This window comes from Qipengyuania oceanensis (assembly GCF_009827535.1).
GTDB lineage: Bacteria > Pseudomonadota > Alphaproteobacteria > Sphingomonadales > Sphingomonadaceae > Qipengyuania_C > Qipengyuania_C oceanensis.
On sequence record NZ_WTYN01000001.1, the window covers coordinates 1,115,744 to 1,137,296 of the forward strand.

General features: G+C 65.5%; 23 protein-coding genes. 11 read left to right on the plus strand and 12 right to left on the minus strand.

All coding sequences use genetic code 11. The annotated features are described in order from the left end of the window. Positions 1-60: 60 nt before the first annotated feature. On the minus strand, positions 61-2,637 hold the full coding sequence (gene clpB, locus GRI48_RS05395; RefSeq protein ID WP_160672497.1) for an ATP-dependent chaperone ClpB: 2,577 nt from the start codon (positions 2,635-2,637) through the stop codon (positions 61-63). 148 nt (positions 2,638-2,785) lie between these two features. Next, positions 2,786-4,231 (minus strand): helicase HerA domain-containing protein, encoded by a 1,446-nt coding sequence (locus GRI48_RS05400; protein WP_160672500.1) that lies wholly within the window; start codon positions 4,229-4,231, stop codon positions 2,786-2,788. Between the two features lie 137 nt (positions 4,232-4,368). On the opposite strand from GRI48_RS05400, the gene GRI48_RS05405 reads away from it, so the two are divergent. From GRI48_RS05405 to GRI48_RS05425, 5 genes are all read left to right on the plus strand, one after another. Beyond that, a complete protein-coding gene (locus GRI48_RS05405) occupies positions 4,369-6,615 on the plus strand; it encodes an acylase (RefSeq protein ID WP_160672503.1) in 2,247 nt (748 codons plus the stop codon). 70 nt (positions 6,616-6,685) lie between these two features. Continuing rightward, positions 6,686-6,991, plus strand: a complete 306-nt coding sequence (locus GRI48_RS05410; RefSeq protein ID WP_160672506.1) for a hypothetical protein — start codon at positions 6,686-6,688, stop codon at positions 6,989-6,991. A 188-nt stretch (positions 6,992-7,179) separates the two neighbouring features. Continuing rightward, positions 7,180-7,962, plus strand: coding sequence for a hypothetical protein (locus tag GRI48_RS05415; protein WP_160672509.1), 783 nt, complete (start codon positions 7,180-7,182; stop codon positions 7,960-7,962). Between the two features lie 23 nt (positions 7,963-7,985). Then, the gene (locus GRI48_RS14165; RefSeq protein WP_202389184.1) at positions 7,986-8,618 is read left to right on the plus strand and encodes a hypothetical protein; all 633 of its coding nucleotides are present in this window, start codon (positions 7,986-7,988) and stop codon (positions 8,616-8,618) included. Positions 8,619-8,636: 18 nt separating this feature from the next. Beyond that, positions 8,637-9,113, plus strand: coding sequence for a hypothetical protein (locus GRI48_RS05425; RefSeq protein ID WP_237451735.1), 477 nt, complete (start codon positions 8,637-8,639; stop codon positions 9,111-9,113). Positions 9,114-9,126: 13 nt separating this feature from the next. On the opposite strand, the gene GRI48_RS05430 is transcribed toward GRI48_RS05425, so the two are convergent. The 6 genes from GRI48_RS05430 to rpsU form a co-directional block, all read right to left on the minus strand. Continuing rightward, entirely contained in the window at positions 9,127-9,582 is a 456-nt protein-coding gene (locus tag GRI48_RS05430) for a tRNA (cytidine(34)-2'-O)-methyltransferase (protein ID WP_160672512.1), read from the minus strand. A 22-nt stretch (positions 9,583-9,604) separates the two neighbouring features. Next, positions 9,605-11,101 carry an Asp-tRNA(Asn)/Glu-tRNA(Gln) amidotransferase subunit GatB gene (gene gatB, locus GRI48_RS05435; RefSeq protein ID WP_160672515.1) on the minus strand — a complete coding sequence of 499 codons (1,497 nt, stop codon included), beginning with the start codon at positions 11,099-11,101 and terminating at the stop codon, positions 9,605-9,607. Continuing rightward, complete coding sequence (gene gatA, locus GRI48_RS05440; protein WP_160672518.1) at positions 11,098-12,588, minus strand: Asp-tRNA(Asn)/Glu-tRNA(Gln) amidotransferase subunit GatA; 1,491 nt, start codon at positions 12,586-12,588, stop codon at positions 11,098-11,100. The genes gatB and gatA overlap by 4 nt, the downstream gene beginning before the upstream one ends. Continuing rightward, the gene (gatC, locus tag GRI48_RS05445; RefSeq protein ID WP_160672521.1) at positions 12,589-12,891 is read right to left on the minus strand and encodes an Asp-tRNA(Asn)/Glu-tRNA(Gln) amidotransferase subunit GatC; all 303 of its coding nucleotides are present in this window, start codon (positions 12,889-12,891) and stop codon (positions 12,589-12,591) included. A 96-nt stretch (positions 12,892-12,987) separates the two neighbouring features. Further along, entirely contained in the window at positions 12,988-13,587 is a 600-nt protein-coding gene (locus tag GRI48_RS05450; protein WP_160672524.1) for an FKBP-type peptidyl-prolyl cis-trans isomerase, read from the minus strand. Between the two features lie 110 nt (positions 13,588-13,697). After that, entirely contained in the window at positions 13,698-13,904 is a 207-nt protein-coding gene (rpsU, locus tag GRI48_RS05455; protein ID WP_066772550.1) for a 30S ribosomal protein S21, read from the minus strand. Positions 13,905-14,095: 191 nt separating this feature from the next. Between rpsU and crcB the strand changes: the two genes are divergently transcribed. From crcB to GRI48_RS05485, 6 genes are read left to right on the plus strand one after another with little or no spacing between them, the layout of a single operon-like run. Next, a complete protein-coding gene (gene crcB, locus GRI48_RS05460) occupies positions 14,096-14,503 on the plus strand; it encodes a fluoride efflux transporter CrcB (RefSeq protein WP_160672527.1) in 408 nt (135 codons plus the stop codon). Further along, on the plus strand, positions 14,503-15,684 hold the full coding sequence (locus tag GRI48_RS05465) for an RluA family pseudouridine synthase (protein ID WP_160672530.1): 1,182 nt from the start codon (positions 14,503-14,505) through the stop codon (positions 15,682-15,684). Before crcB ends, GRI48_RS05465 begins: the two co-directional genes overlap by 1 nt. Beyond that, on the plus strand, positions 15,684-16,283 hold the full coding sequence (locus GRI48_RS05470; RefSeq protein ID WP_160672533.1) for an FMN-binding negative transcriptional regulator: 600 nt from the start codon (positions 15,684-15,686) through the stop codon (positions 16,281-16,283). The genes GRI48_RS05465 and GRI48_RS05470 overlap by 1 nt, the downstream gene beginning before the upstream one ends. Beyond that, complete coding sequence (locus GRI48_RS05475) at positions 16,280-16,930, plus strand: HAD-IA family hydrolase (protein WP_160672537.1); 651 nt, start codon at positions 16,280-16,282, stop codon at positions 16,928-16,930. The genes GRI48_RS05470 and GRI48_RS05475 overlap by 4 nt, the downstream gene beginning before the upstream one ends. Beyond that, a complete protein-coding gene (locus tag GRI48_RS05480) occupies positions 16,927-17,145 on the plus strand; it encodes a hypothetical protein (protein ID WP_160672540.1) in 219 nt (72 codons plus the stop codon). The genes GRI48_RS05475 and GRI48_RS05480 overlap by 4 nt, the downstream gene beginning before the upstream one ends. After that, positions 17,142-17,846, plus strand: a complete 705-nt coding sequence (locus tag GRI48_RS05485) for an ATP12 family chaperone protein (RefSeq protein ID WP_160672543.1) — start codon at positions 17,142-17,144, stop codon at positions 17,844-17,846. Before GRI48_RS05480 ends, GRI48_RS05485 begins: the two co-directional genes overlap by 4 nt. A gap of 6 nt (positions 17,847-17,852) precedes the next feature. On the opposite strand, the gene GRI48_RS05490 is transcribed toward GRI48_RS05485, so the two are convergent. Genes GRI48_RS05490 through GRI48_RS05505 form a run of 4 tightly spaced genes read right to left on the minus strand, consistent with a single transcriptional unit; the run spans position 17,853 to position 21,471 of the window. Then, entirely contained in the window at positions 17,853-18,449 is a 597-nt protein-coding gene (locus GRI48_RS05490; protein ID WP_160672546.1) for an ABC-type transport auxiliary lipoprotein family protein, read from the minus strand. Between the two features lie 19 nt (positions 18,450-18,468). Beyond that, positions 18,469-19,416 (minus strand): MlaD family protein, encoded by a 948-nt coding sequence (locus GRI48_RS05495; protein WP_160672549.1) that lies wholly within the window; start codon positions 19,414-19,416, stop codon positions 18,469-18,471. Between the two features lie 10 nt (positions 19,417-19,426). After that, complete coding sequence (locus tag GRI48_RS05500) at positions 19,427-20,362, minus strand: ABC transporter ATP-binding protein (protein ID WP_160672552.1); 936 nt, start codon at positions 20,360-20,362, stop codon at positions 19,427-19,429. After that, positions 20,359-21,471, minus strand: coding sequence for an ABC transporter permease (locus GRI48_RS05505; RefSeq protein WP_160672555.1), 1,113 nt, complete (start codon positions 21,469-21,471; stop codon positions 20,359-20,361). Before GRI48_RS05505 ends, GRI48_RS05500 begins: the two co-directional genes overlap by 4 nt. Between the last annotated feature and the right edge of the window lie 82 nt (positions 21,472-21,553).

Below are 21,553 nucleotides of genomic sequence, written 5' to 3' on the forward strand. Positions count from 1 at the left end.
GCGGCTCCCTCGCGGGGGCCGCCCTTTTCTTTTGTCCGCGCGATGCGCAGGACGCGCGGGTCAGTTGATCTCGATCTGCAGCTCGCCGTCGCCTTCGTCGACCTTGACCGTGCTCCCATCGGGAACCTCGCCCGCCAGCAACTTCTCCGCCAGCGGGTCCTGCAGGTAACGCTGGACCGCGCGCTTCAGCGGCCTTGCGCCATAGACCGGGTCATAGCCGACCCGCCCCAGCCAGCGCCGCGCCGCGTCGGTCAGGTCGAGCTCGATCTTGCGATCCCTGAGCAACTTCTGGACCCGCGCGACCTGGATATCGACGATCGGGGCCATGTGCTCCTCGCCCAGGCGATGGAAGAGGATGATCTCGTCCAGCCGGTTGAGGAACTCGGGCCGGAAATGGGCCCGGACCACGTCCATCACCTGCGGCTCGACACTGTCGACGTCCTTGCCGTCCTCGATCTGGGTGAGGAACTGGCTGCCGAGATTGCTGGTCAGGATGATCAGCGTGTTTGAGAAGTCGACCACCCGGCCCTGCCCGTCGGTCAAACGCCCGTCGTCAAGCACCTGGAGCAGCACGTTGAAGACATCGGAATGCGCCTTCTCGACCTCGTCGAACAGCACCACCTGGTAAGGCCTGCGCCGCACGGCCTCGGTCAGCACCCCGCCCTCGTCGTAGCCGACGTAGCCCGGAGGCGCACCGATCAGCCGGGCAACCGCGTGCTTCTCCATGAACTCGCTCATGTCGATGCGAACCATCGCGTCGTCGTCGTCGAACAGGAATGACGCGAGCGCCTTCGTGAGCTCGGTCTTGCCGACGCCCGTCGGGCCCAGGAACAAGAAGCTGCCGAGCGGCCGGTTCGGGTCCTGCAAGCCTGCCCGCGCACGGCGCACCGCCTTGGACACGGCCTGGATCGCCTGCGACTGGCCGATCACCCGCTTGCCGAGCAATTGCTCCATCTGCAGCAGCTTCTCGCGCTCGCCCTCCATCATGCGGTCGACCGGCACGCCGGTCCAGCGGCTGACCACGCCGGCGATATCGTCTTCGGTCACTTCCTCGCGCAGCAATGCGTTCTCGGTCTCGCTGCCGGCTTCCGCCAGTCGCTTCTCCAGCTGTGGGATCGTGCCGTATTGCAGCTCGCCCGCCTTCGCGAGATCGCCCGCGCGCTGCGCCTGCTCGAGTTCGAGCCGGGCGGCATCGAGATCTTCCTTGATCCGCGCCTCGGCATGGATCTTGTCACGCTCGTTCTGCCAGCGCGTCGTCAGTTCCGACGACTGCTGCTCGAGTTCGGACAGTTCCTTGCGCAACGCCTCGAGCCGGTCCTTCGAAGCCTGGTCGCTTTCCTTTTGCAGCGCCTGCTCCTCGATCCGCAGCTGGATGATCCGCCGGTCGAGACTCTCGATCTCTTCCGGCTTGGATTCGACTTCCATGCGGATGCGGCTCGCGGCCTCGTCCATCAGATCGATCGCCTTGTCGGGCAGGAAGCGGTTCTGGATGTAGCGGTTGGACAGCTGCGCGGCGGCAACGATCGCGCCGTCGGTGATGCGGACGCCGTGATGCAACTCGTACTTGTCCTTGATCCCGCGCAGGATCGAGATCGTATCCTCGACACTCGGCTCGTCGATGTAGACGGGCTGGAAGCGCCGCTGCAGCGCCGGGTCCTTCTCGACATACTTCTGGTATTCGTCGAGCGTGGTCGCGCCGATGCAATGCAGGTCCCCGCGACTGAGGGCGGGCTTCAGCAGGTTGCTCGCATCCATGCTGCCTTCGGACGCGCCTGCGCCGATCAGCGTGTGCATCTCGTCGATGAACAGGATGATCTGGCCCTCGGCGCCCTTCACTTCGTCGAGCACGGCTTTCAGCCGTTCCTCGAACTCGCCCCGGTATTTCGCACCCGCGATCAGCGCGCCCATGTCGAGCGCCATCAGCGTGCGGCCCTTGAGACTGTCGGGCACGTCGCCGTTGGCGATGCGCAGCGCGAGGCCTTCGGCGATCGCGGTCTTGCCGGTGCCGGGCTCGCCGATGAGCGCCGGATTGTTTTTGGTCCGCCGGGCGAGGATCTGCACCGTCCGGCGGATTTCCTCGTCGCGGCCGATGACGGGATCGAGCTTGCCGTCGCGCGCCGCCTGGGTGAGGTCGCGGGCGTATTTCTTCATCGCGTCGTAGGCTTCTTCCGCGCCCGAACTGTCGGCGGTGCGCCCGCCGGTCACGTCCTGGATCGCGGCCTCGAGCGACTTCGCATCGACACCGGCGGCCTTGATCGCTTTTCCGGCAGGACCGTCGGTCAGCGCGAGCGCCTGCAACAGCCGCTGGACGGGCACGAAGCTGTCGCCGGCCTTCTCGGCCAGCTGTTCGGCCTGGTCGAGCGCACGTACGGCATCGTTGTCGAGGCCCGGCGTCGCTTGCGCCCCGCCACCCGACACGGCCGGGATCTTCGCCAGCGCATTGTCGACTTCAGTGATCGCCACGCCGGGATTGCCCCCTGCCCGCTGGATCAGCTGTGCCGCCATGCCCTGGTCGTCCTCGAGCAAAGCCTTCAGGACATGGGCAGGGGTTATCCGCTGGTGAGACATGCGGATGGCGACGGTCTGTGCGCTCTGCAGGAAGCCCTTGGCGCGATCGGTGAATTTTTCGAGATTCATTCGGAAACCCTCATCAGAACTGACCTCCGATATAGTGTTGCATTTGGGCAACACAAGCATCGCCGTGCAGGAAATCTGCAAGGTGTGTTAGTCCGATATAGGACTGCCGATCGCCAGTGCGAGGGGGCAACCCGGAATCGCCCGGTTTTTACTGCGCGCCGACGCCCTCGAGCCCGGGGACGAGCACGGTGCGATCGCCGCCGAAATCCTCGCGCACTACGATCAGTCCCTGCCGCTCGAGATGCTCGAGCAGACGCCGGACCCGCCCGGGAGAGCTGGTGCCATAGGCGCGTGCGAGCGCGTCCTCGTCGACGGTGCTTTCACCCGCATGGCAGGCCTTGGCGATCACGAAGAAGGGGCCGAGCAGGTCGTCTTCCACCGCCTGCGCCAATTGCATGATCCGCGCGAGCGAGCCGTCCGGCAGCGCGTCGAGCCCGGCGGACCGTTGCGCAAGCTCGCGTCGGAAAGCCGCCATGTCGGGCATCGGACCAATCAGCCGCTCCCGCCTGCAGCGGGCGAGGAAGGTCTGGTACTGGCTGCTCGCGGACTTGAACGCGACCGCCTCTTCCGCTGCCATTGCGCCGATGATCGCATCGATCCGCGCGGCAAATTCGGTATTGTCCGGCTGCTCGGCAGAATCGACCTGCGCGCGCTCGGCGCTCTCGATCGAGCGGGCCACGTCCTCCACCCTCGGCGCAGGCCGTGGCGGCGCCGGCGGGCTGGCCTTCGCGGCATCGGCGGCAAGATCGAGCGTCAGCAGGCTCGCCATGTCTTCCGGCGAGGTCTCGGGTAGGGCGATCAGCCCTTCGGCGCGCGCTTTCAGGCCGGAGCGGACCGGGCCGATCCTGACCGCGACCGGCTCGCGCGAGATGGCCGGACCGAGCGCCAGGAAATGCCCGCGTTCGAGCTCGCGAATCCGCTCGGCCTGGCGCCGGTCCATGCCCAGGAGGTCGGCTGCCCGGACCATGTCGATGTCGAGGAAAGTGCGCCCCATCAGGAAGTTCGAAGCCTCGGCAGCGACGTTCTTGGCGAGCTTGGCCAGCCGCTGGGTCGCGACGATCCCGGCAAGCCCGCGCTTGCGCCCGCGGCACATGAGATTGGTCATCGCCGACAGCGTCATCCGGCGCGTGTCCTCCGCGATCTCGCCCGCGACCGAGGGGGCGAACATCTGCGCCTCGTCGACTACGACCAGTGCAGGATACCAATGCTCGCGCGGGGCATCGAACAGCGCGGTCAGGAACTGCGCGGCGCAGCGGATCTGCTGTTCGACTTCCAGTTCCTCAAGCGCCAGCACAACGCTCGCGCGGTGCTCGCGGATGCGGCGGGCGAGCGCCTCGATCTCGGCCGGAGAATATGCCGCGCCGTCGATCACGACGTGGCCGAATTCGTCCGCGAGCGAGGTGAAATCTCCTTCCGGGTCGATCACCACCTGCTGCACCATGCGCGCGCTTTCCTCGAGCAGGCGGCGCAGCAGGTGCGACTTGCCACTGCCCGAATTGCCCTGGACGAGCAGCCGCGTCGCGAGCAGCTCCTCGACGTCGAATTCGACCGGCCTCTCGCCCCTGGCGTGCCCTATGGTGATTGCTGCCCTCACGATTCGCTCAAGGCTAGCGATCCGCGCCGCCCGAGAGGAAGGGCAGGCCGGCAGGTTTTGCCCAGCCGCCCCGCTCCATCCGTCGCATTGCGTGTGTGACCCGGGGTCGCTACCGACGGCGGCCAAGGAGAGGTTGCATGTGGAAATGGGTCGGGCGGATCGCCTTGGTGGCGGTCGTGCTGCTGGTCGTCGCTTTCGTGGCGCTGGCGAGCTGGGAGCCGTTCTGGGCGAAGCGCGACGCCCAGGCAGGACCGCAGGGCAGCTATCGGGCCGAGATCGTGCGCGACGACTACGGCGTGCCGCATATCTTAGGCAAGACCGATGCGGACGTCGCCTACGGGGTCGCGATCGCCCATGCGGAAGATGATTTCACCACCTTGCAGGACGTGATCGCCATGAGCCGCGGGCGCTATGGCGCAATCGCCGGGCAGGAAGGCGCTGCGGCCGACTACGTCTATCACCTGCTCGACGCGCGCGGCACGGCGGAGCGCGAGTTCCCCAGGCTACCCGCCGATACCCAAGCCCTGTTCCAAGCCTACGCCGCCGGCCTCAACCGCTTTGCCGAGGACCATCCGGACGAGATCAAGCTGGCCAACCTCTTCCCGGTCGACGGGAAGGACGTGGCGGCCGGCTTCGCCCTGCGCCAGCCGTTCTTCTTCGGCCTCAACAACGTCATCCAGCCGCTCGTCGAGGGGACCGAGCTCCGGCGCGAGTTCGGCCCCGACATTCCCGGTTTCGAACGTCCGCCTTCGGGTGACGTCGGCGCCCGCCCGGGCCAGGTCGAAGAAGGCATGGAAGGCAGCGAGGCCGCGCCGCGAGCGGCCTTTTCCCCCTTCGGGAGCGACGGCGCGCTCAACGGATCCAACGCCTTTGCCGTCAGCGCGGAAAAATCCGGCGGGCCCGTGACGCTGATCTCGAACAGCCATCAGCCGTTGCGAGGCGGCGTCGCCTGGTACGAACTGGTCGTCGAGAGCGGCGAAGGCTGGCACTTCGCCGGCGCGAATTTCCCCGGCAGCCCCTTCCCCTTCCTCGGACACAACGAGGAACTCGGCTGGACCAATACGGTCAACCGGCCCGACATGGTGGATGTCTACAAGCTCGAGGTGAATGCGGACGGCACGCAATATCGCTTCGGCGGCGAATGGCGGCCACTCGAGCGCAAGACGGTAACGCTCCCGGTCAAGCTGGGCCCGGTTACCTTGCCGATCCGGCGCGACGTGCTGCGCAGTATCCACGGCCCGGTGATCCAGAACGACCAGGGCTATTTCGCGATCCGCTATGGGGGGATGGGCAACCTCGGCCAGCTCGATGCCTATTACCGGCTCAACAAGGCGAAGACCTACGACGAGTGGGAAGCGATCATCGCCCGGCTCGATATCCCGAGCACCAATTTCCTTTACGCCGACAAGGCCGGCAACATCGCCTATGTCTACAACGCCGCCCTCCCCAACCGCCCGGCCGAGGTCGACGGCAAGCGGGTCGACTGGCGTGGTATCCTCGACGGCAGCAACCCGAAGCTGCTGACACGCGGGACGGTCGATTTCGACAAGCTGCCCCGCTATCTCAACCCGGGGAGCGGCTGGCTCTACAATTCCAACAACGAGCCCTATACCGCCGCAGGCGCTGGCGACGATCTCTCGCCGGACGAATACGCGCCAGAGCTCGGCATCGAATTGAAGCAGACCAATCGTTCGCGCCGGGCCTGGACGCTGATGTGCGAGACGGAGGTGCTCGACCGCGCCAATCTGGAGCGGATCAAGTACGACACGGCCTATTCGCGCACCGGTTATGTCGCAAAATTGTGGGCCGCGCTGGAGCGGCTCGACCTGTCGGGCGATGCCGGACTTGACCGGGCGCGCGACCTGCTGCTGGCATGGGATTTCAAGGCGGACAATATCGGCACCGGCGATGCGCTCGCGCTGCTGATGATCCGCGATTTCATGTCGGCCGAATACCAGAACAAGCCCGAAGCGCCGGACGTGCGCGACATGCTGGAACAATCCGTCGCGCACCTGGAAGAGCATTTCGGGCGGATCGACCCGCCGATGTCGGATCTGCTCCGGCTGAGGTTGGGCGATGTCGACCTGCCGCTGGATGGCGGGTCGGACACGCTGCGGGCCTCGACGACCTGGACCGTGGACGACGACGGTCGTCTGCGGCTGGTCCACGGCGACAGCTTCATCCAGTGGGTCGAGTGGAACCCGGGCGAGCGTGTCTTCTCGCGCTCGATCCAGCCCTTCGGCGCGGCCAACGGGCGCGAGGAAAGTCCGCATTACACCGACCAGATGCAGCTGTTCGTCGATCACAAGCTCAAGCCGGTCCATTTCTGGCGCGACGACGTGCTCCGCAACGCCGCACGGCGATATACGGTTGAGTCCCACTGACACGCGTGTAAGTTGCACCGCGCGAGTCCGGCCAAACCACCGGACGCAAAGCATTCTTGAGGAGAATTCGATGTCTGTTGCCGGAACCTATGATTGCGTGACCAAGAGCCCAATGGGCGACCAGAAGGGCACATTCACCGTCGTCCCGGGCGACGACGGCAACACCTTCACCGGCACGATGGCTGGCGCGAACGGCCAGATGGATGTCGAAGACGGCAAGATCGACGGCAACTCGCTCAGCTGGAAGATGAAGATGACCGTGCCGATGCCGATGACCCTCGATTGCGAAGCGACGGTCGACGGCGACCAGCTGACCGGCACCGTGGGTGCTGGCGCATTCGGCAAGATGCCGCTGACCGGCGAACGCCAGGGCTGACGCTGCCTTCACCGATCGAACACGCGAAGAGGCGTCGGGAGCGATCCCGGCGCCTTTCGTTTTGCCCGGCCAGTTTGCGACGACCGGTTAACATGCCGGTTTTGAGATTCCGGCGAAGTATGTTTCTATTCGCGTACCTATTACGCGATTCGATGACCGAATCGCACCTTGCGGACTGGGAGTAGAACATGACGTCAATGAAAGCTTGGATGATTGCGGGTACCGCACTCATCGCCACGACTGCAACGCCCGTACTGGCGGAAAAAGCCGCCCAGCTGGTCGACATAAACGGATCGCGCGGCCGCGATGCGGAATCCGCCCTCCAGGCACGCGGTTTCGCCCATATCTCCACCAACAAGAACGACATGGGCTATGTCTACAGCTACTGGTGGGACGAAGCGGACGACGACTGCGTCCAGGTCGAAGTATTCGACGGCCGGGTCGAAACGATCTCGGATGCGAGCGATCAGGATTGCGGCCATCACAAGGGGAACGCAACCGCTGCTGTCGGCGCCGTGGCGGGTGCTGCCATCCTGGGCGCGCTGCTGAGCCACAAGTCGCACCACCATGAAGACAACCAGCACATGAGCGACCAGAAGGCGGAAGCCGACTACGAGCGTGGTTACACCGACGGGCTGCACAACGCGTCCTATCACAACTACGATCGCTCGGACGCCTATTCGAGCGGCTACACCGCAGGCGTCGACGAGCGCAACGCCAACCTGTCGCACCATCACGGTCGGGGCGGCTATGCGCCTGCAGTTTCCTACATGGACCTCAAGGGCGCCCGGGCTTCCGCGATCGATACCATGTCCAGCCGCGGTTTCCGCCAGGTTGACAATTTCACCAGCGGCAACACCCGCTATTCGATCCAGTACAACGCCAGGACGAACCAGTGCGTGCAGGTCACCGTCGCCGACGGCCGCCTGTACGACCTGCGTGACATCGGCAGCCATCCGAAGTGCCGGTGAGCGGCCGAACCATGCGTAAACCGATGAAACTGGTGGGGGCTGCGGCCCCCACCCTCGCGCTCCTGCTCGGCCTCGCCGCCTGCGGCGACCAGGCGCAGGATACCTCCGAACCCGACATGACGGTGACCGAGGACATCGCCATCATCCCCGAAAGCCTCGCGCCCTTCGGTGGCGGATATCCCAATACGGGCGATCCGTGTCGCACGCTCGGCGAGAGCCCGGCCACGGCGAACTATCTCGACGACAGCGCCCGGCTGGTCGGTTGCCCGACCGAGGCATCGGCCGAAGCCCTTGGTGGAAACATCGTCGGCAATGTCGACGGCGTTCGGCTCGTCAGCGTGCCGATGGGCGATGCCAACGCAGGGATGGGAGAGAACGGACCCGTCGAAGCGACTGCCGCTGCGACAACTAGCGCTCCGGCCAAGACTGCACAGGTAAAGGTGCGCGGCGCCAACAGCCTCGAAACGCGGTGCGCAACGCGTGTCGCCAGCGAAACCGGCGCCCGTGTGATCGGCACCAACCGGATCGAGGAATCCGAAGCCGCGGTCGATATCTACATCAACGTGGAAGGTGCCCAGGCACCCTGGCGCTGCCTCGCCAACAGGGACGGTTCGATCGCCGAAGTGTCCTATTCGGGCAGCGAAGGCGATCTCTAACGCAAAGGGAAAGACGTGATGCTCAAGTTCATCGTTGCGGGCGCACTCGCCGCGTCGCTGGCCGCCTGCGGGTCCCAGGAGGCGGGCGAGCCGACTGCCGCTGACAATTCCGCCGATACGACTGCGATGCCCGAGGCTTCCGCCTCTCCCGCCCAGATGGGAGTGGAAGACGCGCTCGTCGCCGGGACGGAATACAATGCCACCGCCCAAGTCCAGTGCGGCGTTGGCGGAGCGGAACCGACGCAGACTTGCCAAGCCGGGGTCAAGCGCAACTGGGGGGACACACCGGGCGAGAACCTCGTCGAGGTCACCAAGCCCGATGGCACCAAGCGCGCGATCTTCTTCAAGGGACTGACGCCCTATGGCGCCGATAGCGCGCAGGCCGACGGATCTGCCGGTTGGGATTTCGAGACCAGCCGCGATGGCGACCGGGTGACGGTCACTTTCGGCCCGGAAACCTACGTCATCGTCGACGCGCTGGTCGAAGGCGGCTGACGGAAAGCCGGTTTCAGATGTGCGCTCGCACAGCCTGGTAAGCCGCGGCGGCTACCGTATTTGCCAGGTTGAGCGAGCGTACCTTGTCCGATCGCATCGGCAGGCCCACCAGCTGCGAGCGGTGCGCCTCGACGATTGCTTCGGGAAGGCCCTTCGTTTCCTGCCCGAATACGAGATAGGCATCGCCCGGGTACTCCGGCTCGTAGAAACTGCGCTGCGCGTATTCCTCGAACAGGTAGAGCTGGTCGCCACGCGGCGCGCGTTCGGAGATGAAGGCATCCCAGCTGGCAAATTCGACGAGCCGGATGTGCGGCCAGTAATCGAGGCCCGAGCGCTTTACCCGCTTGTCCGATATCTCAAACCCCAGCGGGTGAATCAGCACGAGGTCCATGTCGAGCGCCACGCAGGTGCGCCCCACGGCCCCGGTATTGCCGGGTATCTCCGGCTGGACGAGGACGATGGAGGTCATTGGTTGACCGTCCCGCCCTCGCCTAGCCCAGCTTGGCCTTCAGGATCTGGTTGACCACTGCCGGATTGGCCTTGCCCTGCATTGCCTTCATCGTCTGGCCGACGAAGAAGCCGAACAGCTTGTCCTTGCCCCCGCGATATTCCTCGACCTTGTCGCCGTTGCTGGCGATGATCTGGTCGATCGCGCCCTCGATCGCGCCGGTATCCGAAACCTGCTTGAGGCCTTCGCTATCGGCCACCTCTTCCGGATCGCGGCCGGTCTTGAGGACGATCTCGTAGATTTCCTTGGCCTGGCCGCCCGAAATCTCGCCCTTGTCCTGCATCGCGAGAATGGCAGCCTGCGCCTCGGCGTTGGCGTTGGCCGGATCGGCTTCGTCCCCGAGCGATTTCATCACGCCCGGAGCGACCGATAGCGCCCAGTTGGCAACCTGCGTGGCGACATCCTTCTCCGCCTTGCCGATCTTCGCGGCAGTTGCCGCCAGCAGCGTTTCGAACCGGCCGAAAGTTTCGACCTCGGCGGTCAGTTCCCGGGCGTTGTAAGGCGTTAGGCCCAGCTCGTTTTCATAGCGCGCGCGTTTCGCGTCCGGCAATTCGGGCAGCGAGGCGCGGCATTCGGCGAGGAAACTGTCGTCTAGCACGACCGGCAGCAGGTCGGGATCGGGGAAGTAGCGATAGTCATGCGCGTCTTCCTTGCTGCGCATGGTCCGCGTGGTGCCGGTACCCGGATCGAACAGGCGGGTTTCCTGGTCGACCGTGCCACCGTTCTCGAGCACGTCGACCTGACGGTTCGCCTCATATTCGATGACCTGCATCACGAAGCGCACCGAGTTGACGTTCTTCGTCTCGGTCCGCGTGCCGAATTCCTCGCCCGGCTTGCGCACGCTGACATTGACGTCGGCACGCATCGAGCCTTCTTCCATGTTCCCGTCGCACGATCCGACATAGCGCAGGATCGAGCGCAGCTTGCGCACGTAAGCGCCGGCTTCGGCGGGCGAGCGCATATCGGGCTTGGAGACGATCTCCATCAGCGCCACGCCGCTCCGGTTCAAATCGACGTAGGACATGGTCGGGTGCTGGTCGTGCATCAGCTTGCCCGCGTCCTGCTCGACATGGATGCGCTCGATCCCGATGACCTTGTCTTCAGGTATCCCGGCCTTCTCGTCGGCATCGATGGTCAGCGAGCCCTCGCCCACGATCGGATGATAGAGCTGGCTGATCTGGTAGCCCTGCGGCAGGTCGGCATAGAAGTAGTTCTTGCGGTCGAACCGGCTCCACGCATTGATCTGCGCCTCGATCGCCATGCCGGTGCGCACCGCCTGCCGGATGCACTCGCGGTTGGGCACGGGCAGCATCCCCGGCATCGCCGCATCGACGAGGGAGACCTGCGTGTTCGGCTCCGCCCCGAATGCGGTAGAGGCGCCGGAGAACAGCTTGGCCTTGCTGGTGACCTGCGCATGGACTTCGAGGCCGATCACGACCTCCCATTCGCCCGTTGCTCCGTGGATGCGGTAAATGCTCATGCCCACCACCTTTCCGGTTTAGCACTAAACATTGCGCGCTGCTCAATCGCCAGCCCGGCATTGAGCACGCCTTGCTCGTCGAAGGGCTTGCCGACGATCTGCAGGCCCAGCGGCAGACCGTCCGAGTTGAGCCCAGCGGGCACGCTCATCGCCGGGAGGCCCGCGAGCGAGGCGGGCACGGCGAAGACGTCGTTCAAATACATCGTCAGCGGATCGTCGCTCAGCGAGCCGAGCGGGAAGCTTGCGGTGGGCGTTGTCGGCGCGAGGATGACGTCGCAATGCTCCCAGGCCTGCTCGAAATCGCGGGCGACCAGTGCGCGCACCTTCTGCGCCTGGTTGTAATAGGCGTCGTAGAAGCCCGCCGAGAGCACGTATGTGCCGATCAGGATGCGGCGCTTGACCTCGTCGCCGAAGCCTTCAGCGCGGGTGGCGGCATACATGTCCTGCAGCCCTGCCCCGTCCGGCAGATCGCGCAGGCCGTAACGCACGCCGTCATAGCGCGCGAGGTTCGACGAGGCCTCTGCCGGCGCGATGATGTAATACGCGGGCAGCGCGTACTTCGTGTGCGGAAGCGAGATATCGACGATCTCGGCCCCGGCATCGCGCAGCCATTCCTTGCCGCGTTCCCAGCTGTCGAGGATCTCCTGGTCGGTGCCCTCCATGCGGTATTCGCGCGGTATGCCGATGCGCTTGCCGGCGAGATCGGCGTTCAGACCGGCCTCCCACTGCGGCACCGGCATGTCGAGGCTGGTCGCATCCTTGGGATCGAAGCCCGCCATCGCTTCCAGCATGATCGCGCAATCGGTGACGTCGCGCGCCATCGGCCCGGCCTGGTCGAGGCTGCTGGCGAAGGCGACGACGCCCCAGCGGCTGCAGCGACCATAGGTCGGCTTGATGCCGGTGATGCCGGCAAAGGCGCTCGGCTGGCGGATCGATCCGCCGGTGTCCGTGCCGGTCGCTGCCGGAGCGAGCCGCGCCGCGACCGCGCTTGACGAGCCGCCCGAACTGCCGCCCGGGCTCATCGCCGCATTGCCGCCGCCTGCCTTGCGCCACGGGTTGACGACATTGCCGAAGTAACTCGTCTCGTTCGAGGAGCCCATCGCGAACTGATCGAGGTTCAGCTTGCCGAGCATCCCCGCGCCCGCGTTCCACAGGTTCTGCGACACGGTGCTTTCGTATTGCGGCACGAAGCCTTCGAGGATGTGGCTCGCAGCGGTGGTCTGCACGCCCCTGGTGGCGAACAGGTCCTTCATGCCGATCGGCACGCCGCCCATGATGCCCAGATCCTCGCCCTTTGCGCGCTTCGCATCGGTCTTATCGGCGGCCTCGAGCGCCTTTTCCGGCGTCGGCACGATGAAGGCGTTCAGTTGCGCATTGGCGGCAGCGACGTTGGCATTGAAGGCTTCGGCTACTTCGCGCGCGGTGAAATCACCGCCGGCGACACCGTCGCGGATCGCCTTGATCCCGAGTTCGGTCAGGTCGGTCATTTATTCGATCACCTTGGGTACGCCGAAGAAGCCATGTTCTGCAGCGGGAGCATTGGCCAGCACGTCTTCACGCCGCCCGCCCGCGGTTTCGGGGATCGCATCGACAACGTCGTCGCGCAGCCGCAGCGTGTTGGGGATGACGGCGGTCATCGGCTCGATGCCGGAGCAGTCGACCTCGCCCAGTTGCTCGACCCACGCGAGGATGCCGTTCAGTTCCGGCACCATGCGTTCGAGTTCTTCGTCACCCATCTTTATACGGGCCAGCGAGGCGATCTTCGCCACGGTGGATTTGTCGACGGACATACCTCGTCCTTCGTCTGGTGTGGTGGGAAATCCCTTGCCGCCGCGCTAGCAGCGGCCCGGTTTTGCTTCAAGCGGAGAGCGGCGCAACCGCCCCGTTTACTGGCCCGGTTGCGGCGGCATTTCGCCCGGAACGCCCGGGACCCGAGGAGGAGCGCCGGCGCCTTGCTGCTGCTGCTGTTGCATGGCCATCATCTGCTGCAACTGCTGCACCCGCCGTTCGAAATCCTCGCGGCTCATGAAATCGACGAGCTCGACTTCGAAGGTGAGGTCGGCGTTGGGCGGGATCGGGGCGCCTTCGGGCGGATTGGCGCCGTAGGCCTGGTCCGCCGGGATCACCATGCGGTACTTGCCGCCCTTGTTCATCTGCTGCGCACCCTGGCTGAAGCCGGGAAGCATCTGCTCGAGCGGCAGGGGGCTGCCCTTGGGGAAAATCCCCTCGACGGGCAGCGGCAGGTCCTGCGACTGGTCGAACACCGTCCCGTCGTCGAGCATGCCCTTGTAGCGCACGAAGACGACACTGTCGGCTGCCGGGCTCGGCCCGGTGCCTTCGCTCAGCGTCTCGACCTCCACCCCTTGCGGCATGGATGCCCAGGCAAGGCCGGCGGCGACAAGCACGGCAGCGGCGATCGCCAGCCAGAGCTTGGTCAGCGAGCCCTTGGCGATGGGCTGGAGGGGAACGCGGGTGACTTCGGCCATGTGCGGCAATCCTGACTGAAATAGCAAAAGGGCGCGGAATTCGCTTCCACGCCCCTTTGGCTTAACGCTGCTGCGGGTTCAAGCGGGAAGCCCCGCCTGGAAAGTACGGCTTACTTGACGCCGTCGCGTTCCATCCGCTTGCGCTCGAGCTTGCGGGCGCGACGAACGGCCGCAGCCTTTTCACGGGCGCGCTTCTCGCTCGGCTTTTCGTAGTGACGACGCAGCTTCATCTCGCGATACACGCCTTCGCGCTGCAGCTTCTTCTTGAGCGCGCGCAGGGCCTGGTCGACATTGTTATCGCGAACGATGATCTGCATAAATTCAAACACCTCACAGCAATCGGCAAGAGCCCGCGACACGCGCGGGATATACCGCTATAAATCAACGAAACGTGGGCCGAATCCACACGGGTTCAGCCAAAGCTGAGGCGCACATAACCTCCGATTCGGCAATTTGCAAGGCTCGCGGCGGGTTTCCACGAGCCAGTCGAGCGCCTAAGAGCGGCCCCATGGCAACACTCTCACCCTTTTTCGCGAGCATGCACGTCGCGCTCGGCGGCGCGATCGGCGCGCTGCTGCGCTACCAGCTCGGCCGCGGGCTGACGCACTGGCTCGGGCCGCAGGCGGTCAGCAGCTTTCCCTATGCGACGCTCGCCGTAAACGTGATCGGAAGCCTTGCGATGGGCCTGCTGTTCGGCTGGCTGGCGAAGCACGACGTCGGCCAGGGAGAGCAGTTCCGCTTGTTCGTGGGTGTCGGCCTGCTGGGCGGCTTCACGACTTTCAGCGCCTTCAGCCTCGAGATGATGCTGCTGGTGGAGCGCGGCCAGCCGACAACGGCGATCACCTATGCCGCCGTCTCGATACTCGCCGGCCTGACCGCGCTTTACGTCGGTCTCATCGCCATGAGGCTCGCGTGATGGAGGCCAAGGCAGCAACTCAGGTCCGCCAGTTCACCGTGGCGGAGGATGACGACGGCATCCGGCTCGATCGCTGGTTCAAGCGCCATCTGCCCGAAGTGCCGTTCGGCACCGTGTCCAAATGGGCGCGCACCGGCCAGGTCCGCGTGGATGGCGCGCGCGCGAAGCCGGAAGACCGGCTGGCTAAAGGACAGGTGCTGCGGGTACCGCCCGGCGGCGATGCGCCTCACAGGAAGACAAAGCCGAAGCGCGAGCTGAGCGAGGAGGAAATCTCCGAAGCGCGCGACATGGTGATCCTCGAGAACAAGGCGGCGATCGTGCTCAACAAGCCGCCGGGCCTTGCCACTCAGGGTGGAACCAAGACGACCCGCCACGTCGACGGGCTGCTCGATGCGTTCGTCGAAGGGGAGGACGACCCGCGCCCGCGTCTCGTTCACCGCCTCGACAAGGATACCAGTGGCGTGCTGTTGGTGGCGAAAACCGCGGGCAGCGCGGCGTTCTTCTCGAAGCGTTTCGCCGGGCGCAGTGCCCGCAAGGTCTACTGGGCGCTGGTCGTCGGGGTGCCGGACGTCAAGGAGGGCACGATCGATGCCCCACTCGCCAAGCAGCCGGGGACCGGCGGCGAGAAGATGCATGTCGACATGGAGAACGGCCAGCGCGCCGTGACCCGCTACCGCGTGGTCGACAAGGCGGGGCAGAAGACCGCGTGGCTCGAGCTCGAGCCGCTGACCGGACGCACGCACCAGCTGCGCGTCCACTGCGAGGCGATCGGCCACCCGATCGTCGGCGATGGGAAGTATGGCGGCCAGGATGCCTTCCTCACCGGAAGCATCAGCCGCAAGATGCACCTCCACGCGCGCCGGCTCATCATCGACGCGCCGGCAGGTTCTGGAATCGACGGCAAGATCGACGCGACTGCCGAACTGCCCGAGCATTTCGCGGGCAGCATGGAGCAACTCGGATTCGACCTGGCGTTGAGCGATGCCGAGCCGCTGAAGGGCGACGGTCCGCCCGAAAAGACCAAGGCGGAAAAGAAGCAGGCCGCGCGCCAGCACGCCAAGCAGGCGCGCAAGGCAAAGCCTTCGCGGCGCGGACGCGGCGAGGCGAAGAAGGCCGCGCCGAAGAAGCCCATGGCCGGGAAGACGGGACCGACCAGGAAACCGGGCGGGAAGAAGCGCTGATGCATCCCAATCCGGTGTTCCGCATCGATGATCGCGCGAAGCTGCGCAAATTCGTCGAGAGGATCGGCTTCGGAAAGATTTTTGCGATGACGCCGGACGGGCCGCGCGTGGCGCACACTCCGCTGGTCTGGGCGGGCGAGGAGCGACTGCAGTTCCATCTCTCCGACCGCAACGCCCTGTGCAACCAGATAGCCGGAACTGCCGCGCTGGCCGTTGTCGACGGGCCGCACGGCTACGTGAGTCCGCGCTGGTACGCGGTGCGGGACACCGTTCCGACATGGGACTACGCTACGCTGGAACTGGAAGGCGAGGTCCGGACACTAGCCGATGACGAGCTCGAAGCGTTCCTGCACCGGCTGATCGAACGCGAGGAAACGCGCCTCGGCGACGACCGGTGGCATGCCGCGGAAGCGAGCGAGAAACTCTGGGAGAGCCAGTTCCGGGCGATCACCGGCTTCGAACTGGCGATTACCGACTGGCGAGAGACCTTCAAGCTGTCGCAGAAGAAATCCGCCGAGGAACGCGGCGTCATCGCACGGGGCCACGAAGGGGCGGGCAACACGGCGCTTGCCGCAGCCATGCGGGACGGCCCGGCATGACCCGGCTCGCAGTATTTGATTGCGACGGCACGCTGGTCGACGGGCAGGCCGAGGTCTGCGACGCGATGGATCGCGCTTTCGCCGCCGCCGCGCTGGCCCCGCCCGATCGCAACGCCACGCGCCGCATGGTCGGGCTGAGCCTGCCGGTCGCCGTCCGCAAGCTCGCGCCCGATATTTCCGACAGGCAGGCCGGCGATGTGGTCGATGCCTACAAGTCGGCATTCCGTTCACGCCGGCTGGACGGCGACTTGCGCGAGCCGCTCTACGAAGGGATCGAGAGCCTGCTGCGCGCGCTGCGTGCCGACGGCTGGCAGCTCGCCGTGGCAACCGGCAAGTCCGATCGCGGCCTGATCTCCTGCCTCGAAACCCACGGCATCCGCGATCTCTTCGTCTCGCTCCAGACAGCGGACCGCCACCCGTCGAAGCCGCATCCAGCCATGCTCGAGGCGGCCCTGTTCGAAGCAGGCGCGAGCGCGCAGGACAGCGTGATGATCGGAGACACCAGTTTCGACATGGCCATGGCCGTCAATGCGGGCGTGCGCGCCCTGGGCGTCGCCTGGGGCTACCACGAGCACGGAGAATTGATCGAGGCAGGCGCCGACCGCGTGTGTGCGACACCGGCCGATCTCGGGGAAGCACTGCGATGAGCGGGCCAGAGAAAGACCCGGCAGCCAGTCGCTTTGCGATCATCACCCTGGCAAGGCTGGCGGGCGCCCTGTGTGTCGTGTTCGGAATGCCGATGGTGTCGGGCAGGATCGGCGATTCACCGGCGCTCGGCATCGCGCTGATCCTCGTCGGTCTTGCCGGGTTCTTCTTCCTGCCAAAATATCTCGCGAGGCGCTGGCGGAGCCCCAAGGCATGAAGCGGTTCTACAAGGACGTCGCGGTCGAAAAGGTCGCGGATGGATGGCACATAACGCTCGATGGCAGACCGATCCGGACGCAGATGGGCAACCCGCAGGTCGTGCCCACGTCCATCCTCGCGGGCGTGATGCAGCAGGAATGGGCAGACCAGGGCGACAGAATCGATCCGAAGGCGTTCCTGTTCCGCGACCATGCCGATTTCGCGATCGACGTTGTGAGGCCGGATCGCGAAGCAGCGATCGCGAAGCTGCTCTCCTTCGCGCAGACCGACACGCTATGTTATCGGGCGGACCCCGAGGATGCCCTCTACCGCGAGCAGCTCGACCGGTGGGAACCCCTGCTCGAACATCTCGAAGCCAAACACGCGATCCGGTACCAGCGGATCAGCGGCGTGATGCATCGTCCCCAGCCTGACGATACGATCGCGACCCTGCAATCGCACCTGGCAACGCTCGACGATTTCCACCTTGCCGGGCTGAGTGCGATGGCTTCTCTCTCCGCCTCGCTGGCGATCGCGCTGCTCGCCAACGACGAGGCGATCAACGATCCGATGCTGCTTTGGCGCGACGCCAATCTGGAAGAAGACTGGCAAGCCGAGCACTGGGGCAACGATCCCGAAGCGCAGGCCGTTCGCGACAAGCGGGCCGAGGATTTCAGCGCCGCGCAGGTCTTCACGATGCTGGCACTGACGCGCGACTAAGCGCGATCAGCCGACCCAGTCGGCGACTTCCGAAGCGACCTGGTTGGCCGCCTGGTTGAGAGCCGGACCAACCGAAGCGGTGTCGGCGGCGATGCCCGGAACACGGGCTTCGAAGCGGCGCGTCTGCACCGCGCTGCCTTCCAGGCTGCGCACGGCGTCGAACACCACCACCACCGACGAGGTGGGCACGTCATAGCCGAACTGTCGAACGGTGCCGGTCAGCCGGTTGGTCGCCAGCACGCCCGGATCGTCGCCATCGATCACAACCCTGCCCGACTTCGCTCGCACGGTCTCTGCGATCAGGCGGCGGAACAGGCGGGCGGGCTTCTCGACCCAGACCGCATCCTTGAGATAGGCGAGTTCGGTGTCGGAGACCTGCACCGGCACTCGCGTGACGTCGATCGCCGAGGAGGCTTCGAACTCGGTCAGCGAAAGCGCCGTAGCCTGAGACCCGGATGCGCTGGTCCCTGCAGGGGCCACGGCGGTCGGGGTCAGGGTAAGCAGGCTTTCGGGCGGTTCGCCGCCGAAGCTCACGCAGGCGCCGAGCAGCAGGGCCGGAGCGAGAATCGCGGCTGTACGGGGAATGTGCCGGTTGCGGTTCATGGCCAAGCTATCCTCTGCCCTATGGCTCGTAATCGGGCAGCGGCTGCTTGGAAAGCAGCGCTCCTGCACCCTTATCGTCGACCTTTTCGGTCACGTCGCGCAGCGCCTTGCTGGTCGCCCTGAGGTCGCGCATCGTCGCTTCGACCGCAGGCAGCGTGCTCTCGGTCAGCTGCTTGGTGGCCGGCCGTGCCTCGGCGAGCGTCTGCTCGAGCTGCTGGGCCGCGCCGCCTGCCTGCTTGAGCGTGACGCGCAGCTGGTCGGCCAGCGCCTCGCCCTCCTTGTTGAGGATGCGATCGGTGGAAGCGGTCACCTTCTCGAACTGGTCGAGCGCCTCGGATGCCTCGCGCAGGGTCACCTGCAGCTCGCTCATCGTGCGCTCGATCTGCGGCGCGGCATCAGCCAGCGACGCGGTCATCTGGTTGGTATTTGCAAGGATGCCGGCGATCTCGCCCTGGTTGCGATCGGACAGCATCTCCGTCAGCCGCTCGGTCAAGGTCGCGAGGCGTTCGAGGAGCAGCGGAGCATTGGCCAGCAGTGCGCCAAGGCCACCCGGCTTCGGCGGAATGACCGGCACGCCTTCGGGGCACGCGGTCGAATCGCAGGTAATCGGTTCGGCGCCGTTGCGTGCGCCGTCGAGCAGGATCGTCGAGACTCCCGTAAAGCTGCCTTGGATGGTCGCGGTCGTGCCCACGAGGATCGGCACCTCGTCGTCGATCTTCATGCGCACACGGACGAACTCGGGGTCCTTGTCCCACAGGCGGATTTCGCTGACCTGCCCTACCGGGACGCCTGCGAAAGAGACCTGCGAGCCCTTGGCCAGCCCCTCGACCGACTGCTTGAAGAACACGTCGTATTCGTTCTGCGCGCCCTTCCCCCAGCCCGCAATCCATACGATCGCGAGGGCCAACGCGGCCAGCAAGCCCAGCGTGACGGCCCCGACCCAGACATGATTGGCGCGTGTTTCCATGCGGTTGGTCCTATGAACTCTTCGGCGGCGTCTTGTCCAACGCTTTGACCGTCTGCGCCGCGATCGGCATTTCCATGTGGCGGCGCAATTCGTCGAGCGCCTGGGCGGTCAGCGCGGCCCTTCCGCGCGGCCCGTTGAAGTACTCCTGGATCCACGGATGGTCGAGTTCCATGAGCTTGGGCACGGTGTCGATTGCGATCACCTTCTTGTCGGCGATCACGGCCACCCGGTCGCAGATTTCATGCAGCGTATCGAGGTCGTGGGTGATGAGAAACACCGTCAGGCCGAGCGTCCGCTTGAGCTCCAGCGTGAGCTTGTCGAACTTTGACGCGCCGATCGGGTCGAGCCCGGCGGTCGGTTCGTCGAGGAACAGCAGCTCGGGATCGAGCGACAGGGCGCGCGCCAGGCCGGCGCGCTTGCGCATCCCGCCCGACAGCTCGTTCGGATACTTGGCGACCGCTTCTTCCGGCAGCCCCGAGAGCATCACCTTGTAGCGCGCGATCTCTTCCAGCAACTGGCTGTCGAGATCGGGATAGAACTGCTTGAGCGGAACCTGCACGTTCTCGCCCACGGTCAGGGTCGAGAACAGCGCGCCGCCCTGGAAGAGCACGCCCCAGCGGTTGCGTACGCCCAGGTTCTCGTCCGGTTCGGCATCGGTGATCGAGCGCCCGAAGACCTCGATGCTGCCTTCCGCCGGCGTCTGCAGCCCGATGATGGAGCGCATCAGCACCGACTTCCCGGTCCCCGACCCGCCGACGACGCCGAGGATTTCCCCGCGGCGCACCTTCAGATCGAGCCCGTCGTGGATCGTCTGCTCGCCGAAGCTGTTGACCAGCCCTTCGACCACGATCGGATATTCGCCGCGGAAACGCTCGTGCTGGCCGGCAGCCCGGTCCCGGCTCCCGGTCTGTTCGCCGGCTGTGCTGTCCTGCTGTTCGTCGTTCATCCCCAGCCGATCTCGGTGAAGAACACCGCAAAGAAGGCATCGAGCACGATGACCGCGAAGATGGCCTGGACCACGGCCTTGGTCGTCCTGAGGCCGACTTCTTCCGAATTCCCCTCGACCTGCATGCCCTGGTAACAGCCGGTCAAGCCGACGATCAGCCCGAATACCGGTGCCTTCACCAGCCCGACCCACACATCGTAGACCGGCACCACGTCCTTGATCCGCTCGAGGAAGTTCCAGAACGGAATGCCGAGTGCGAAATTGGAGATGAAGGCCCCGCCCACGATCGCCATGACCGAGGCATAGAAGCCCAGCAGGATCATCATCAGCGTGACCGCCAGGATGCGCGGGACGACCAGCGCCTCCATTGGCGAAATGCCGATCGTGCGCATCGCGTCGATTTCCTCGGTCAGCTTCATCGTGCCGAGCTGCGCGGCAAAGGCCGAGCCGGAACGGCCCGCGACCATGATCGCGGTCATCAGCACGCCCAGTTCGCGCAAGGTAATGCGGCCGACCAGATTGACCGTCAGCGTCTCCGCGCCGAACTGCTGCAGCTGGACCGCGCCCTGCTGCGCGATCACGATGCCGATGAGGAAGCTCATCAGACCGATGATCGGCAAGGCTGACACGCCGACCAGCTCCATCTGGTGAACGAGGGCCTTCACGCGGAACCGGCGAGGGTTTCGGATCAGGCTGCCAATCGCAAGTATGACTCCGCCGAGGAACCCGATGACGTGGCGAGAGCCTGCGTACCCGGCCATCACCATGTCGCCGACCTGTTCGGGTACGCGCTGGCGCAACGGCATCCTTGCAGGACGCATGTCGAGACTGCTCTCGCTGTCGGCCAGTGCGGTGATCAACCGCTGAGCGCGTTCGCTGGCGTTGACGATTTCGGCATCGTTGCGGCGCGCGATCCTGCCGGCGACCCATGCGCCCACGGTGTCGATCTCGGTGACATCGCCGAGGTCGATCGTCGCGAGCGGCGTGTCGAGCGCGCGCAGTTCTTCATCGACTTCGCCGATGGTCGAGACGAGATACGGCCCGAAAAGCTTCAGGCAGGCGCCCGAATCGCCGCCTTCCTCGACCTCATATCCTGCCCCGCTCTGCATATCCGCTCGCGTATGGTGGCAAAAACGCGTCGCGACAAGGCGCTAGGCTTCCGGCCCGTGTTGCAATTGTTGCACTGCATCA